The organism is Pontiella desulfatans, from assembly GCF_900890425.1.
Lineage (GTDB): Bacteria > Verrucomicrobiota > Kiritimatiellia > Kiritimatiellales > Pontiellaceae > Pontiella > Pontiella desulfatans.
In genome coordinates, this window is sequence record NZ_CAAHFG010000003.1 from 721,216 (window position 1) to 736,464 (window position 15,249).

Annotated in this window: 8 protein-coding genes and 1 pseudogene; 8 read left to right on the plus strand and 1 reads right to left on the minus strand. The window is 51.5% G+C overall.

What is annotated here, in order from left to right:
* Positions 1-332: 332 nt before the first annotated feature.
* The 8 genes and pseudogenes from E9954_RS23930 to E9954_RS23965 all read left to right on the plus strand — a co-directional run bounded on the left by E9954_RS23930 (position 333) and on the right by E9954_RS23965 (position 12,747).
* On the plus strand, positions 333-3,455 hold the full coding sequence (locus E9954_RS23930; protein ID WP_136081799.1) for a hypothetical protein: 3,123 nt from the start codon (positions 333-335) through the stop codon (positions 3,453-3,455).
* A gap of 396 nt (positions 3,456-3,851) precedes the next feature.
* Positions 3,852-4,790, plus strand: a pseudogene (locus tag E9954_RS23935) (IS1595 family transposase).
* A 136-nt stretch (positions 4,791-4,926) separates the two neighbouring features.
* A complete protein-coding gene (locus E9954_RS23940) occupies positions 4,927-5,793 on the plus strand; it encodes a hypothetical protein (RefSeq protein WP_136081800.1) in 867 nt (288 codons plus the stop codon).
* A 211-nt stretch (positions 5,794-6,004) separates the two neighbouring features.
* Complete coding sequence (locus E9954_RS23945; RefSeq protein WP_136081801.1) at positions 6,005-6,793, plus strand: hypothetical protein; 789 nt, start codon at positions 6,005-6,007, stop codon at positions 6,791-6,793.
* A gap of 196 nt (positions 6,794-6,989) precedes the next feature.
* On the plus strand, positions 6,990-8,729 hold the full coding sequence (locus tag E9954_RS23950; RefSeq protein ID WP_136081802.1) for an alpha-L-fucosidase: 1,740 nt from the start codon (positions 6,990-6,992) through the stop codon (positions 8,727-8,729).
* Positions 8,730-8,987: 258 nt separating this feature from the next.
* Positions 8,988-10,469 carry an alpha-L-fucosidase gene (locus E9954_RS23955; protein WP_136081803.1) on the plus strand — a complete coding sequence of 494 codons (1,482 nt, stop codon included), beginning with the start codon at positions 8,988-8,990 and terminating at the stop codon, positions 10,467-10,469.
* Between the two features lie 101 nt (positions 10,470-10,570).
* Entirely contained in the window at positions 10,571-11,599 is a 1,029-nt protein-coding gene (locus tag E9954_RS23960; RefSeq protein ID WP_136081804.1) for an aldo/keto reductase, read from the plus strand.
* Positions 11,596-12,747, plus strand: coding sequence for an FG-GAP repeat domain-containing protein (locus tag E9954_RS23965; protein ID WP_136081805.1), 1,152 nt, complete (start codon positions 11,596-11,598; stop codon positions 12,745-12,747). Before E9954_RS23960 ends, E9954_RS23965 begins: the two co-directional genes overlap by 4 nt.
* A gap of 132 nt (positions 12,748-12,879) precedes the next feature.
* On the opposite strand, the gene E9954_RS23970 is transcribed toward E9954_RS23965, so the two are convergent.
* Positions 12,880-15,192: a right-handed parallel beta-helix repeat-containing protein gene (locus tag E9954_RS23970; protein WP_136081806.1), complete on the minus strand. Its 2,313-nt coding sequence runs from the start codon at positions 15,190-15,192 to the stop codon at positions 12,880-12,882.
* Positions 15,193-15,249: the final 57 nt, after the last annotated feature.

Genomic DNA, 15,249 nt, shown 5'->3' on the forward strand with positions numbered 1-15,249 from the left:
ATTATGAATTATGAACTATGACAGATGAAATCAGAACTCAGGCGGCATTGGCCTTTTTATAGAATGCGTCGCAGACCCACTGTCATAGTTCATCTTTCATCTCTCATCTTTAAGGAACGCAAAATGGTATGTAGTTAAAACGGAAGTAACTAACCTCTATTCAGAGATAAGTTTGTGCAGGTCCCATCCGCTAACGCGGGTGGGACTTTTTATTTTTATTTAAAAAAATATCAAACCACCTTCTTGAGTCGGCATTTACACCATCTGTAGGAGGGGATGCATGGGAGCATTCCGAAGAATCAGATAAATCCAAGCGAAAGCAGGAGATGGAAATGGATATAAAGAGATGGATAAGTTTAGTGGCTGTGATGGCCGTGGCTGGAACGGTTCAGGCGGCAGACCCGCTTGTTTATGAGGGATTTGAGTATGATACGACGACTGGCGGTATCGAGAGTGCCAGCCTTGGCGGTGGGGTAGGATTATCCGGTGCCTGGGGTAGTTCAGATGCGGCAGGCTCATTTTTTAATGTTACGTCAGGTAGCTTTAGTCTGGGCTCGCTGACGGTTTCAAGTAATAAGCTGAAACGTACAAATACGGGCGGAGTTGAAGCGATTGAGCGAACGATTTCCGCATCTTTACCATCAGAATTCTGGTTTAGCGTTTTACATGAAACCTCTGCCACCACGCAGTTCGGCATCGGTGGCGGCGCTTTCGGGGATGGCAGCAGTGGTAATGGAAATATGGCCACGGGGCCAGGGTTTGGATTCACTCATAAAGGTGGTAATCTGGGAGCGGCTGTCTGGCCGGCAGGAAGTGCGGTATCGGTATCAGTGGGTGGTACGGTAGCAAAATCTGATAATAATGTTCTGTTACTAGTGGGACACGTAAAGCGGAATGTAGGTGGCAATGATACGGTTGACTTGTATGAGGTCGATGCCACGCTCGTCCTTCCAGGGGCACCGCTCAGTACGGTTTCTCAGCCTACGGCAGCCGGCTCTCTGAATACGCTGACCATCTCATCCAACCGCGGGCCGGGAATTGACGAAATTCGTGTTGGCGCCACATATAACGATGTCGTGCCGGCTTCGGCTGCTTTTACATTTAATTTGACGCCGGACGACACACAGGATCTCCTTGCGGATTATCCGGCCGTTGTTGTGTCCAACAGCATTCTGACGGAATATGCAAACAGCTCCTCCGGAGTTGAAATCACCGCGTTGAATGTAATGAGTGTTTCGAATGCTATCACGGCAATCACCGCGACACCCTTCACCCTGAGCACTCCGTCTCCAGCGATTACAGCATTGGATTTTGCGTTTGATGCTTCCGCAATAAAGGCAATTACCAGTGCAACGGAGGCGTTCACGACGACGGGTACTGTTGATATCGTTTATAAAAATCTGGATGACAATGTTCTCCAAACCAATACGGTTGCGCTGAAAGGTACGTTCAGCAATCCACCGTTCCAGTTCAGCAGCGACAGCAGTCTGGGATTGACCCTCGTTGCTCCGGCAACACTTGTTAGCAATGACATCGCTGTTTCATACGTTGAAGGGCGTCCGGGATATACCAATGTAGTCATTTCTGAAGTCAATATTCTCGACGAACAGCATCCGGGAGCGTTTTCAGCGAACAATCCGGGCGCTATTCAGACCACGGATGTCATTACAGTCACCTTTGACGATTCATTCGTCGGTCTGGGCAATAAGCAAAGTTCAACGTGCACGGTTGAAGTGGTTTATGGTGAAGCTGGAAGCAGTATTGATTATACCAATACGGTTTCCGTTGCGGCGTTCAATTATGATTTGTCGACGGGTTCGGTCATCCAGCAGGTGTTTGGGAATGCGGTTAATCTGAACGGCCCCCTTGGAGGCGGCACGCTGCCGATGAATAATTTCGAAGCATTTACTAATAACTGGAACCATAACGGAAACTTTACTCAGGAGACCTCTGCGGGCAGTATCACGTTGAGCTCTTCCGGCAACACGCGTTCAGCCTATAACCTGGTTGAAGCGAATACTGCAGGATCTGATAATTTCGGAGCGCAGGATACGCATATTCTGACCAATGGGCTATACAGGTATGAGTTTGACTATGAAGTGCTGAATACCGATGGCGCCAATGTAATCTGGTCGTTTAATGCCTATGGATTGATTGATCAGCAGTTGTTTTCCACCAGCAGTAATCCGGATAAGGTGGTGCTTGATATTGCTACAGGAGCCAGCGGCGGGGTGGATGTGGATATCCAGAATGACGGCAATGGCTACTATTCAGAGCATGGGGATGGAATCCTGGCAGGAACAGGCGATGTTGCCCGCACAACGGGATACGTTTATCTGAATGTGAAAGACAACCAGGATGCGCTCTTCGTGATGCATCGTTCCGGAAAATGCGACGTGCGTTTATATGACCTCGTGCTGACCCGTGTTGGTGATTATGAACTGCCGGTCAACAGCACGAATGCGGTTCTTGCCGCACAGTTTGAGGATTCAGCGGTGACCAACTCGATTGTTGTTGTGGGTGCTACCGAAACCAATACGAACGGGGTGAACAATACCTGGCGCGGCACCGGGCTCAGTCACGTGGATCGTAAGTTAAAGTCAAATGCGGCCGATACGGCGGTTCGGGCCACAGGTACCATCATTCATCGCAATACGGCGGGTTATGATGATGTTGGCTTGCAGGATACGATTGCATTGACTGAGGGTACGTATGAACTCTCATTGGATGTGCAGGTTGACGGTACATTTCCGTCCAACGATTCCATCGCCCGTGTTGAGTTTTGGGCACTCGATCAGGATACATCCGGAACCAATAATTATGTCAAGTGGGACCATGCTCCGGGAACCGGTGAGTATCTTAAAACGAATGGAAACGCTAAGGTCACCCTGTTGGGATCGAAGACCTACACGAACACCGTGACTGAAACGCTCGTGCTCAGCGACCTGAACGTGCAGGCGGATCAGGATGTGGCGATCGTGTTCTACCATCGCTACGGACCGGACTTCTTCATCGATAATGTCGAACTGCTGCGCACAGGAGACCTTCCGTTGGAAGGCTACAGTTTATGGGCTGAAGATAATGGGCTGACCGCCGGGGTGAATGACGGTCTTGAAGATGATGCCGAAAATGGTGGATTGGGCGATGGCCTCAATAACCTGATGGAATATGCGCTGGGTGGTGACCCGCTGGTGGATGATGCCGCCACAGTTTCACCGCAGACCAGTGAGGCCGGTGGATTCTTCTACCACGTTTACAATGAACGTACGGATGATCCGTCACTGACGTTCATCGTGGACCTCAACGGCAATCTGACTATCCCGGGTGGTTGGGGAAGCGCCGGTCTTGAAGCCGAAGAACGCGGCCTTGATGATGGCGAATTCCAGAGTGTGACCAATAGCACTGATATGTTGGAAGCCGCAGAATTCATCCGCCTCCAGGTTGAGAAGGACTAACCGATAACTGAATCAAAAAATTCAGCATGCCCCATCTGCTTTCAGGTGGGGCTTTTTTTGTTCATGGCCCAACTGCAGGGAATAGATGTTTAGCGTTTGAATGTAGACGCGACGCCCTCGTCGCGTTTCCGTCGAATGGCAGGCTCTGAGCGTGTAAAGCGACGAGGTGCGAGGCATGCTCGCGAAGGCTTCTACGTTGCCGATTCCCTTGCTGTGACAGGGGTAAATAAATGTTTCGCCGCTAAAGAAGTATAGTGTTTGTTTACCTGAAAACGGAAGGAGATGTTCTTTATTCAGATGGGACATAAACTGTTTTTCTGGGCCGAGGCAGGTTTTAAGATTTTAGGGGTATTCACTTCGATGGACTAGACCCACATGTTGTGGTACACACGTTTCATGGAAGCGTATCCAAAGGATCTGGAAGAATTGGAACTGAACTTTTCAAGTGAAGAAGCATGTCGCGACTATCTTGCATCATTGCGATGGCCGAACGGCTTCCTTTGCCCGGCCTGTGGCCATGGGGAGTCGTGGCGACTGTCAGACGGCCTTTTCAAGTGCAAGACGTGCAGTCGTTAAACATCTGTAACCTCGGGTACGATCTTTGAGGGCACCCGCAAACCGCTGGCGTCCTGGTTCAGGGCGATCTGGTGGGTGACAAGCCAGAAGAACGGAGCCAGCGCCTTGGGACTGATGCGCGTTCTCGGCCTCGGAAGCTACAAGACCGCATGGACGTGGCTGCACAAGCTCCGCCGGGCGATGGTACGTCCGGGACGGGAAAGACTGGCCGGAACCGTGCAGGTGGATGAAACCTTCATAGGCGGCACAAGGCCCGGGAAACGGGGGCGCGGAGCCGAAGGCAAGACCCTTGTGCTGATCGTGGCGCAGGAGAATGGTAAGGCCGTCGGTCGCATTCGCCTTGTAAAAATACCCGATGCCTCATCCAAAAGCCTTGAAGGGGCCATCCGAGAAACGGTTGATCCGGGTACGCAGGTGAAGACGGACGGGTGGAAGGGGTACAATGGTTTGGGAGCTTTGGGCTACGACCATAAAGTCGTTCGGAAATCCGAGGATGTTGGCGCGAACCTGCTCCCCCTTTGCCATCGAGTCGCCAGTTTGCTTAAGCGGTGGCTTGGCGGAACACATCAGGGCGCAGTAAGTCACGAGCATTTGGCATACTATCTCGACGAATACACGTTCCGCTTCAACCGGCGCACTTCCCGCTCGCGGGGAATGCTGCTTTACCGTCTGCTACAAAATGCAGTCGCTATGGAACCCGTTCGGTTCAAGGAAATATCCCTGTCGGTCAGGGGAAGAAACCACAAGATACAGACTTAGTCCAGCGAAGTGAATACCCCTATAAGATTTTTATAAAAAACATCAAAACGATATCCCGCCGCGGCATTACCACTCTTGATAGCAACGAAGCGGTTGCTCTTCAGTGAATTCATGCAGTGAAAAAGGAGAAAAGAAAATGGGAAAAATTAAATGCATAGCAGGGATAGTTTGTTTGCTCGCAGTTTCGGCGCAGTCTGCATTGCTAGTTCAGGAGTCGTTTAACTATGCTGTAACGTCAGGAGGTCTGACCAATGGAACTCAGAATGGGGGGACTGGATTTTCCGGGGCATGGCAGGGTGTTGATGCTCCAGCCTATGTTACAGATGATCCGAATTTTAACATCACGTCCAGCGCGTTTTCTTTCGGCTCGGGTTCTTACGGAAATAACCTGTCGAGAACTTCCGCGGGAGGAACCGAGAGCATAGGACGGGGGATCAGTGCTGATCTCGATGCTACAACTGAGCTTTGGTTCAGCGTGTTATATGACCAGTCCGCAAATGCGCAATTTGCAATCGGTGGAGCCAGCTTTTTGGCGGGCGGAAGCGGAACGCCGAAGTTTCCCACGGATACGGATACGAATACATCCGCTGGATTTGGTTTCCAGCATGATAGTGGTGGATTTGGTGCCGTCGTTTGGAAAGATCGTGGTGATCGTAGTGTCATAGGTTCAAAAGTTGCGCTTACTGATGACATCGTGCTGGTCGTTGGAAAAATCGAGTTCAGTGCCGCGGGAAATGACAAGTTATCGCTCTTTCTCGGGAATACAGACTGGGAGATTGATCCCAATGCAGCGATTTCCACTGCTGAATTTGCGGTCGATGAAACAAACCTGGATACGCTGTCGCTCTCTACAAACAGCAAGCTAGGTTTTGATGAAATTATGATCGGAACCACTATAGGTGATGTGGGCATAACGGTCATCCCGGAACCGGTCACACTCGGTATGGTTGCGGTTTTTGGTGGCGGTATCCTCTTTATCCGCCGTCGCTTTATGATGGGCTAAATTTATATCGCTCAGTGTATATGGGACATTGCTCGCCCCATCCGCTCGCGGGTGGGGCTTTTTTATTGAAGAAAGCGTCGTCCGTTTTTCGACTCTTTTTTAAAAATGTCAAAATCAGGGAGTACTGCGGTATTTTTATTTCTGTAGAGAGTATGGGTTTTCTCCGGCTTTGGGGAATGTTGGCATTGGAAAAACCGAAGGGTATATGCAGATGAATAATCGATGGAGGCGGTTGAGATGCTTTAAGCAGGTTATAGGCATACTCTGTTTGCTGGCAGGTGCTGCCCAGGCCAGGGTGGTATCGTATGGCATATCGGTCAGGACGCAGACAGATGAGGCGGTAGCCAACGAAACGGTAAACCCCGGAAAGTTGAATCAGAATCTGGTGGGTGGCTTTGGTGCCGATATGGCTAAAAAGGCCAAAGACGGTAGAAGTTCAATTTCTCACGATTTCACCTTTCAGGATGAGGTGAATAACATAAACTGGGGATTTACGCTGAAGGTATCTTCCCTAAACGCGGAGAGTATCTGCGGAACCGGAAGCGGATTCGGTTTGGGAGATGCGCAGTTTGAGCCGGGAGAATCGGTCGTTTTCGAACTCCGTGAGTGGTTTGCTGTATCAGGAAATACCGGTGAGACTGCGAGCGTTGGTGGCATGCTGATTAACCGGGTCGATATGAACGGGTTTACAGCAGGGCAAAGTGCATGCGCTGTTATAGGCGGTAGTTTGACTGTCACCAATACCCGTTTCAGTTCAATAGATCTTGGGGAGTGTGCTGACGTATCCATTCTAGTGAAAGCGCTGGATCTCGGTGGATCGGATAATCAGTCCCGAATTTCCTGTATAGGTGTATTGGCGGACATCGTAATGGATGGAGTGCCAAACACGCCATCGAAGCAGAATGTTAAACGAAGAAAGAAACCGGATACAGTTAAAGAGACGGTTTCAGAGCCAGAGCCGGAAACCCGGCTGGAATCGCTTGGTCTGATTACAGGCTGATTCCCGACGAATGGATGGCTGCATGATTGTGTAGGTTTTGTAAATAAATAGATTTTCATCATCACGTTCCTCAGTACGGGGTCTCGCCCGAAAAGGCGGGACCTTTTTGTTGGGTTTGCATGAAGGAACCGTCAAGATCACTACCGGCAGCGGCATTTAGTCTGTGATGTGATTTGTATTTGAACTAAAGGAATGTATGAAAATAACTGCAACCGTATTTTTGTCTTTGGCCGCCGGTAGTGCATTTGCTGCCGCTCAATCCAACCAGCATATTTATCCAGATGAAAACCGTGCGCCGTTGGGGGCTGATGCCCAGGAGCGGGTGAAAGAAATGGAGGGCAATAAATATAATAAGCCCCATTTCCGGATTCCATCAGCTGAATACCGGCCGGGCTGGGAGCAGCTTAGGGGCGAAGCCGTTCCAAAATGGTTGGAAGACGGCAAGTTCGGCATTTATACCCATTGGGGGCTCTATTCCGTTCCGGGTAATAAAGACGTCAGCAATACCTATATCCGCTACATGTATAAAGATCGGGTGGATAAGAAAAAAGGTGCGACGACGGTCAGCGCCTGGCACACGGAAAAGTATGGAAAGCCCACCGAATTCGGGTATTCCGATTTTACGGAAAAGTTTTTGTGCGAAGGTTTCGATGGGCAGGAATATGTCGATGTCATGAAAGATGCCGGCGCAAAATTCGGTGGACTTTGCATTGTGCATCATGACGGCTTCCTACTGTGGGATTCCGATGTCGTGCCATGGAATGTCGGTAAGATGGGGCCGAAGCGCGATATCTATGGCGAATTTGTGGATGCAGCCAAAGGTGCTGATTTTAAAACCATCGCCACCTTTCACCATGCCCGCAGTTTCGGCTATGCCACCAGTCAGCTCGAAGAGAGCGAGTTTTCGGAAGAGGAAAAAGCAAAGCTCGATCTTTTTAATCCTGAATTCGATACCTGGTTTTTTCCAAAGTGGGGAAAAGCGGATGCCAAACTGTTTGATGAGCTATGGCTGAAAAAAGTGAAAGAAGTCGTGGATAAATATAATCCGGACTCCCTCTGGTTTGATGGGCTCAAGCCGGCCGACCATTGCACCGAAGAAAGTCATCTGGAAATGATGAACTATTATTTCGGGAAGGCGGAAAAAGAAAACCGCGAGGTAGCCGTATTCAATAAACTTCCGGGCACTGGAGTCTTTAATTTTCCGCAGGGCGTCGGCATTAAATGCTACGAAGGAGGACGGGATCAGCCGCCATTTGCCACTGGGCCGTTCCTGGTGGACAAAGCCATCAGCTATCCGTGGAGTTACGTCGAAGATAAACAATACAAATTCGGCCCCGATTATCATGTGGATGCCCTCATCGATATGGTGTCACGCGGCGGGTATTATTTTATGTCCCTGACCCCGATGGGCGACGGCACCATTCCGCCGAAGGAAAAAGAGATCTGTGCGGAGATCGGAAAATGGCTGAAGGTAAACGGCGATGCTATCTATGGAACGCGCATGTGGAAAATTGCCTCCGAAGGACCGCTCGGCACCTTTATGTATAAACCCGATAAAGGCGTGATCTATTGGGACTACCGCGAAGCGGATAAAAAGGGCCAGATCCGTTTTACGCAAAAAGGCGACTTTATGTATGCCATCTTCCTCGACTGGGAAGAGGATGAATTTGTCATCCGATCACTCGGTAAGGACATGATTCCAAACGCAAAAATCGAAAGTATCGAACTGCTGGGCTATGATGGTGAGCTGAAGACGAAACAGACAGCGGATGCACTCGTTATCGAATCCTTGGAAAAGAAACCGCATAACTATGCGTATGCCTTTAAGATTAAGCTCTCCGGCGACGTTGGCGAAAAGATGGTGGCGGGGCAGCCGTTTATCATGGAAGAAGAATCCATGAGCTACGATGCGATCGATAAAAAGCATTTTCACTAGACCGTCATTCCGATTGGGCAGGCATCGAGGACGATGCCCCTCCACGGTGCGGCTCTTATCTGGAGGGACGCTGTCCTCAGCGTCCGTGGGATACGGAGAGATAATGTTCCTCCAGGTTACGGATGAAACCTCCCTGCAAATATCTGCGTGTTCCGCGTGATCTGCGGGCTCAGTTTATTTTTAGAAATTATCAATTTCTACAGATTCTGCGGGGTTCTATTTGTAGAATCAGGATGAATTCAACGATTGGGGAATACGATGCGAAATATTATTTTCAGTTTGATTGCGGCTTTGTTGGTTGTTGGTGCCGTCGAGGCAAAAACCTACGAACCCAAATGGGAATCATTGGCCACTGCTCCGGTGCCGGAATGGTGGGACCAGGGTAAGCTGGGTATTTTTATTCATTGGGGGCCCTACAGTGTGGCCGGTTATAAAGATCGGCATCGCGGCTATGCCGAAGCCATCACGGCGGATATGTATAAAAAGCCCGAGCGCTATACCGAATTCATGACTGAAAAGTTCGGGGCGACCATGCCGGAGTTCGGCTACAAAGATATGGTGCCACTGTTCAAGGCGGAAAACTGGGATCCGGCTGAATGGGCGAAGCTGTTTAAAGATGCGGGGGCTACCTATGTCCTGCCGACCGGGGAGCACCACGATGGATATGTTTTATGGGATTCCGAGCTGACGCCCTGGACCGCTGCAAAAAAGGGCCCCATGCGCGACCTGATCGGGGACCTCGGAAAAGCCGTTCGCGCGGAGGGGATGAAGTATGGCATCACCTATCATCGCGAACGCCACCCGGATCGTTTTACCCGTGAGACGGGTCTGATTGATGAAGAGATCGAGCGTATGCCGGAGGCGGCGTCACTTTATGGTCCATTTGAATATGACGATGCTTTTATTGCCGACTATGTGGCCCGATGGAAAGAGGCGGAAACCAAATATCAGCCCGATTTTATGTGGATTGATGATGTGCCTTTCCTGCGGGAAGAAGATCCCCAGGTGGCTAAGTTTGAAGCCGCATTCCGTAAAATGATGGCCGATTATCTCAATGCCGCCGAAGGGTGGGGTAAGCAGGTGTGGTTCAATAACAAGGGCAAAACCATCAACTGGCCGGAAGGCGTCGGCTGCATCGAAGCCGATAACCTGAAGATGGAAACGATCGGGCCGCGCTGGCAGAATCCGGCTACGCTCGGTACGTCATATGCCTATATGGAAAACGAGGAGATCAACGATCTCTATAAAACCCCGGCCGAACTGGTGCGTCTGCTCTGTGACGTGGTCAGTAAAAATGGCAACCTCTTGCTGAACATCGGTCCGCGGGCAGACGGAACCATTCCCGAAGGCATGAAAATCCGCCTGCTGGCATTGGGTGATTGGCTGAAGATAAACGGCGAGGCTATCTACAGTTCCAACCCGTGGAAAACCTATGGCGAATATGCCGGTGAGCTGATTGAAAATGAAGAGGGCGTGCACTACACCAGCCATAGTATGCACATTCACGAACAGGAATTCCGCTACACCTCAAAAGGCGGCGCCATCTACATCATCGCCTTCCAACCGCTGGAAAAATCAATCACGCTGAAATCCTTCAAGGGCTTTAATCAGAAGATTAAATCCATCTCACAACTGGGTTCAGATACCTCCATCGATTGGACGATGACTGATGAAGGGTTGCAGCTCAGAGCAAAGAATGCGCCGTTCAATCTGGCCTCTGTTTATAAAGTGACCTACTAGACAGCCCTCCATCTATTGGATGGTATCGGGTTAAATATGGGTATAGGTTATCGGTCGTAAATCGGCTAGCATGGCGTTTCGAATAAACAGGAGCATGGATCATGAGTACCTATTCAGCCAGCCGAAGAACATTCAATGCATCCGGTACACTGGCCGCAACGTTACTCGCCAATTCCGCGCGGGCCGGGAAAATCACAACGGGTAAATCGGACCGATTGGGCAACCTATTGCCGACCCGGCCGCTGGCTGATACCGGCGAATCGCTCACGTTGCTGGGGGTAGGCGGGGCGCATATCGGCCGGATGGAAGACGCCGATGCCCAGGCCTGTATTGAACGGGCACTGGAGGAAGGCGTGCGCTTCTTCGACAACGCGTACGGCTATTCCCGTGGAAATGCCGAAACCCTTTATGGAAAATACCTCTGTCCAAAATATCGGGATGATACGTTCATCATGACCAAATCGACCGCCGGCACCGCTGCAACATTCATCGAACAATTTGAACTCTCGCTGAAACGCCTGAATACCGATTACGTGGACCTGCTTTATCTGCATAGTTTCAAAACCCCGGAAGAGGTGGATGAGCGGGAAATGGACGGCGTGTTCGAGGCGATAAAGAAATTCCACGAGCAGGGGAAGGCGCGTTATCTGGGATGGTCCTGCCACACGCATCCCGATGCGGCATTACATTTTCTTGATAAAACCCAACAAGCTCCGTTCACGGTATGTGGCCAGTTTCCTGTAAACCCGGTCGATGCCGCAAATCCGGACAACAGCTTCACCCGCGACCTGCTTCCGGCAACCGTGAAGGCCGGTCAATCGGTGATTGCCATGAAAACGCTGGCCGGCGGCGGTTTGAATGGCCGTAAAATGAAAAATAAGGTCAAAGCTCCTGAACGGTTTCCGATTCCCCATGCCATCAGCTTCGAGGAAAATATGCAGTTTGTGCTGTCCCAGCCGATCACGTCATGGGTGAGCGGTATGGAATCCCTGGACCATATTCGCCAGAATACCGGGATTGTCCGCTCATTTGCCCGGCTGGATGAAGCCGGAAAAAGAGCCCTGATTGAAAAAGTGGCCGGGTATGCCGAAATAGCGAACATTGAAGCGTACAAAGCGAAGAAGTCATGAAAACAGAATTAGTGGTTTTATCGGTCATGGTTGGAGCAGCAGTACAGGCTTCCAATGGTTGGAAAAAACAGGTGGTGGTGGACCAGGCGAAAAGTGCAATCAATTCCGCCGTGGCTGCTGATTTTGATAGGGATGGAAAAATGGATATCCTTGCATCCTATGACGGGCATGTTGTGGCACTGAAAGGGCCGGACTGGAAACCTTATGTGGTACATACCTTCAGTCCGGAGCATTCCCGCAATAAACCGCGACCGATGTGCATCCACAGCTGCCTGTTGGATGTGGACGGTGACGGGGATGTGGATTTCTGCGGCTCCAACCTTACGCTGTTCTGGCTGGAGTGCCCGGATGACCCGTTTTCCGGCGAACCCTGGATCTATCGAACTATCGACGATGAGCTGCTCGGGACGCACTGCCTGATTACGGGCGACGTGAATATCGATGGAAGGCCTGATCTGATCGCAAACTCCGGCCGGGCGACTAAAACCGACTTTCCTAACTCCATTGCCTGGTTTGAAACGCCCACGAAAAAAGACGGCGCATGGAAACGTCGTATTTTTGCGGATCGCGATGCGCCAGGCGGCTCGCATTACATGGGGTTGGGTGATGTGAACAGGGATGGCCGGCCGGATATCGCCTGCGCCGCGAAAGGCGGTGAAAAACATCCTGGCGGGGAATGGTTTGCCTGGTGGGAACAACCTGCCGACCTTTCCAATCCCTGGAAAAAACATATGCTGGCCGACGAGGAAGTTGGTGCCACCAATATTCTTCCGATCGATCTCGATGGCGATGGCCATATGGATTATGTGGCAAGCCGCGGTCATGGAACCGGTGTGCTCTGGTTTAAAGGGCCGCAATTTGAATTGATCGAAAACGATCCAGACATCGTCAACCCCCACTGCCTGATCGTCGATGATCTGGACGGGGATGGCGATCCCGATGTGGCGACTGTAGGCAGTCAGCCGGACGGTGAGGCTGTTTGGTATGAAAACGACGGGAAGGCCGGGTTCACCCGCCACGACATCGGTGCGGATCAAGGATCCTATGACCTGCGCGCGGTGGACATGGATGGTAACGGCGACCTGGATTTACTGGTCGCCGGCCATTTTAATAATAACGTCGTCTGGTTCGAAAATCCGTCGCCTTAGCTGGAGGGACGACGTCCTCGTCGTCAACGGACAGCGGGGACGCTGTCCCTCCACAAACAGCAGAGCAGTTTGACAGGATGAATAGGATCTAGAACGTAATTTCTGACGATCCTGTTATCCGGTCTAAAAACATCAGTAATGCTTTCGGTGCGAGTCGGCACCTTTGACGGTGGGCTTGCCCCATTGCGTCAGGCGGTTGTCCTTTTCTAATAGATGGGCTGGGTAGTCCTTGGTGATGCCGAAGCTGTCGAGGTTTACATCGAACGGTTCGAAGCCGATCTTTATCAGAGCAGGTGAATCTGCGGGTAGTCGCAGATCCATCTTTTCGACGTTCGCGAAGTTCGGGTTCGCGACGATCGAGTTCGCTTCCACGCCTTTAGCCTGAAATTGAGTGAGGAATTCCTCGGCGCCGTCGAACCAGTAGAGGTTGTTGTTGAGGTGATATTCGTAGGGCAGGGGCTTCGTGCCGGCCTTTACAACCTTGAACTCGGGGGAGTTCCATAGGTCGCGTTCGCCATAGGGCGGTACCGGATTTTTTTTCGAGCTGTAGACCATGTTGCGCTGCATGATCGAGTCGGGCACGAACACCTGCCGCGGGAAGGCGCGCATACGGATCGCTTCGCCGTTCAGGTCGATGAAGATATTGTTGACGATGTGATTGTAGTCCTTGTGCACGACGCCCGTTCCGGCGCGGGCGATAATGTTCTGGGTAGTGGTCGTCCCGCGCTGCCAGTCGTCGGTGCGCACGGCAATATAGTCGACGTCGTAGACGTAGTTGTGACGAATAATGTTGCCTTCACCGGCGCCGGAAACGTTGAGCGAGGCGCCGTCGGAAAGCTGCAGCAGGGTTTTCGTAACCTTGTTGTGCTCGATGATATTATTCTTCGCGTGCAGGTAAGGCATGAAGTGTGTTTGAACATCGTCGGACCAGGTGGCGGTCTGTTCGATCTCGTTCCAACGGATGGTCTGGGCCGCCTCATCGAAATCCTCGTTGTATTTCATCAGGATCTGCACCCGCACGCCGCAGATGCCGACCGCCTTGCGCGGGACGTCGTGGATCCAGTTATGGGAAATGATGTTATCGCCGCTCTGCCAGACAAAGATGGCGTGTCCGTGCCAGATGATTTCGCCGACGTGGTGAATGATGTTGTTATGGATCGTATTGTGATGATTGACGTCTTTGGTGCCCGGGCCGTAGCCGGCCAGCAGGATGCCCATGTGTCCCACGTAATCGATTAGATTGTTTTCAATGGTATTGTTCTGTGCGTGCAGGTCGAGGCGGATGGCGGAGCCGCCGGAGTTGGTAAAGTGGTTGCCTTTAATGCGAATATTTTCCGCGCCGCGCAGGCGCAGCATGGCGTTGCCGTAATCAAAGGTATCCCAGTCGTGCTGGATGCCCCATCCCTTACGGTCCTTATACCAGTTAGACCGTTTGGCGTGGGTGAAGGTCAGTCCTTCGAAACTGATGTTTCTGACCGGTTGGTCGACTGGGCCGTCATAGTCGATCTCGCCCTCGATACGGACCAGTTCATGAAGCTGCGGAATCAGAATATTCGCAGGTTCTTTGCCATCAATTGGCCAGTAATACAACTTACCGGTCTGACTGTTGTGTGCCCACTCGCCGGGTTCATCGATAAAATCGACGGCGTTCTCGATCCAGGCATAGGGGCCGTTCTGCGAGAAGGCCGGAGCGTTGGCTTCATATTTAAGGGTTAGCAGGCGCTGCTCCAGATTAATGCTTTCGAGGGGAATAAAGTTGAGCGCCCAGGGCACCGGGTTGAAGAAAACCTCGATATCATCGAGGTTCGACCACTGGCGGATCGGCGCACCATCGAGGTAGCGGATTTCGCGCAGCAGATGACGATCCTTCTTGTGCATAACGTTGCGGGAATCAGCGATTTCATAGCCGGTGGGTTTCTCGCCCTGGAAGCGGGCGCTCTTGGCGCGCGGCAGACGTTTATCGCCTGTAAAGAGAGTGGTGAAGCGGCCGTATTCTTCCTGACTGACATCGGCCACCCAGACGTGGCCTTCCGCCGTATTGGGCAATCCTTCAACCGGAGCCTTTAGTTTTTTCCATTGAGTGACCGGCTTTCCGCTGGTCAGAACGGGAGTAGCACCGGGCAGCGCCCGGTAACGGATCATGTGTTCTGCTTTACCTCCATCCTGACGATTGAGCACAAGCGTTTCCGTGAGGCGGTGATCTCCATCGGCGAGCCATACGTTGATTTCCTGATTCCGCGCTGCGTCATCCAGTTTCCGAATGGCATCCCGCGCCTGTTCCAAGGTTTGGAAAGGCGCTTGCTTCGTTCCGGTTCCGATCTGCTGTGATTGTGGGTCGACATGGATATCCCTGTTGGGTGGGATGTCTGCGGACGGGTGCTCGCAGCCGGCGAGCAGTAGGCAGAAGGTCGGTATGGATAAGGTCGAAGGCATTGATTTGAACATGGGTTAAGCTCCATTTAGATGGTCACGGTTCATATGTATAAATAAACACCGCTTTAT

Bases quoted from the DNA above. Each gene is read 5' to 3' on its own strand.
- E9954_RS23955 (WP_136081803.1), top strand. From the start codon at position 8,988: ATGCGAAATATTATTTTCAGTTTGATTGCGGCTTTGTTGGTTGTTGGT.
- E9954_RS23950 (WP_136081802.1), top strand. From the start codon at position 6,990: ATGAAAATAACTGCAACCGTATTTTTGTCTTTGGCCGCCGGTAGTGCA.
- E9954_RS23940 (WP_136081800.1), top strand. From the start codon at position 4,927: ATGGGAAAAATTAAATGCATAGCAGGGATAGTTTGTTTGCTCGCAGTT.
- E9954_RS23945 (WP_136081801.1), top strand. From the start codon at position 6,005: ATGAATAATCGATGGAGGCGGTTGAGATGCTTTAAGCAGGTTATAGGC.
- E9954_RS23965 (WP_136081805.1), top strand. From the start codon at position 11,596: ATGAAAACAGAATTAGTGGTTTTATCGGTCATGGTTGGAGCAGCAGTA.
- E9954_RS23970 (WP_136081806.1), bottom strand. From the start codon at position 15,192: ATGTTCAAATCAATGCCTTCGACCTTATCCATACCGACCTTCTGCCTA.
- E9954_RS23930 (WP_136081799.1), top strand. From the start codon at position 333: ATGGATATAAAGAGATGGATAAGTTTAGTGGCTGTGATGGCCGTGGCT.
- E9954_RS23960 (WP_136081804.1), top strand. From the start codon at position 10,571: ATGAGTACCTATTCAGCCAGCCGAAGAACATTCAATGCATCCGGTACA.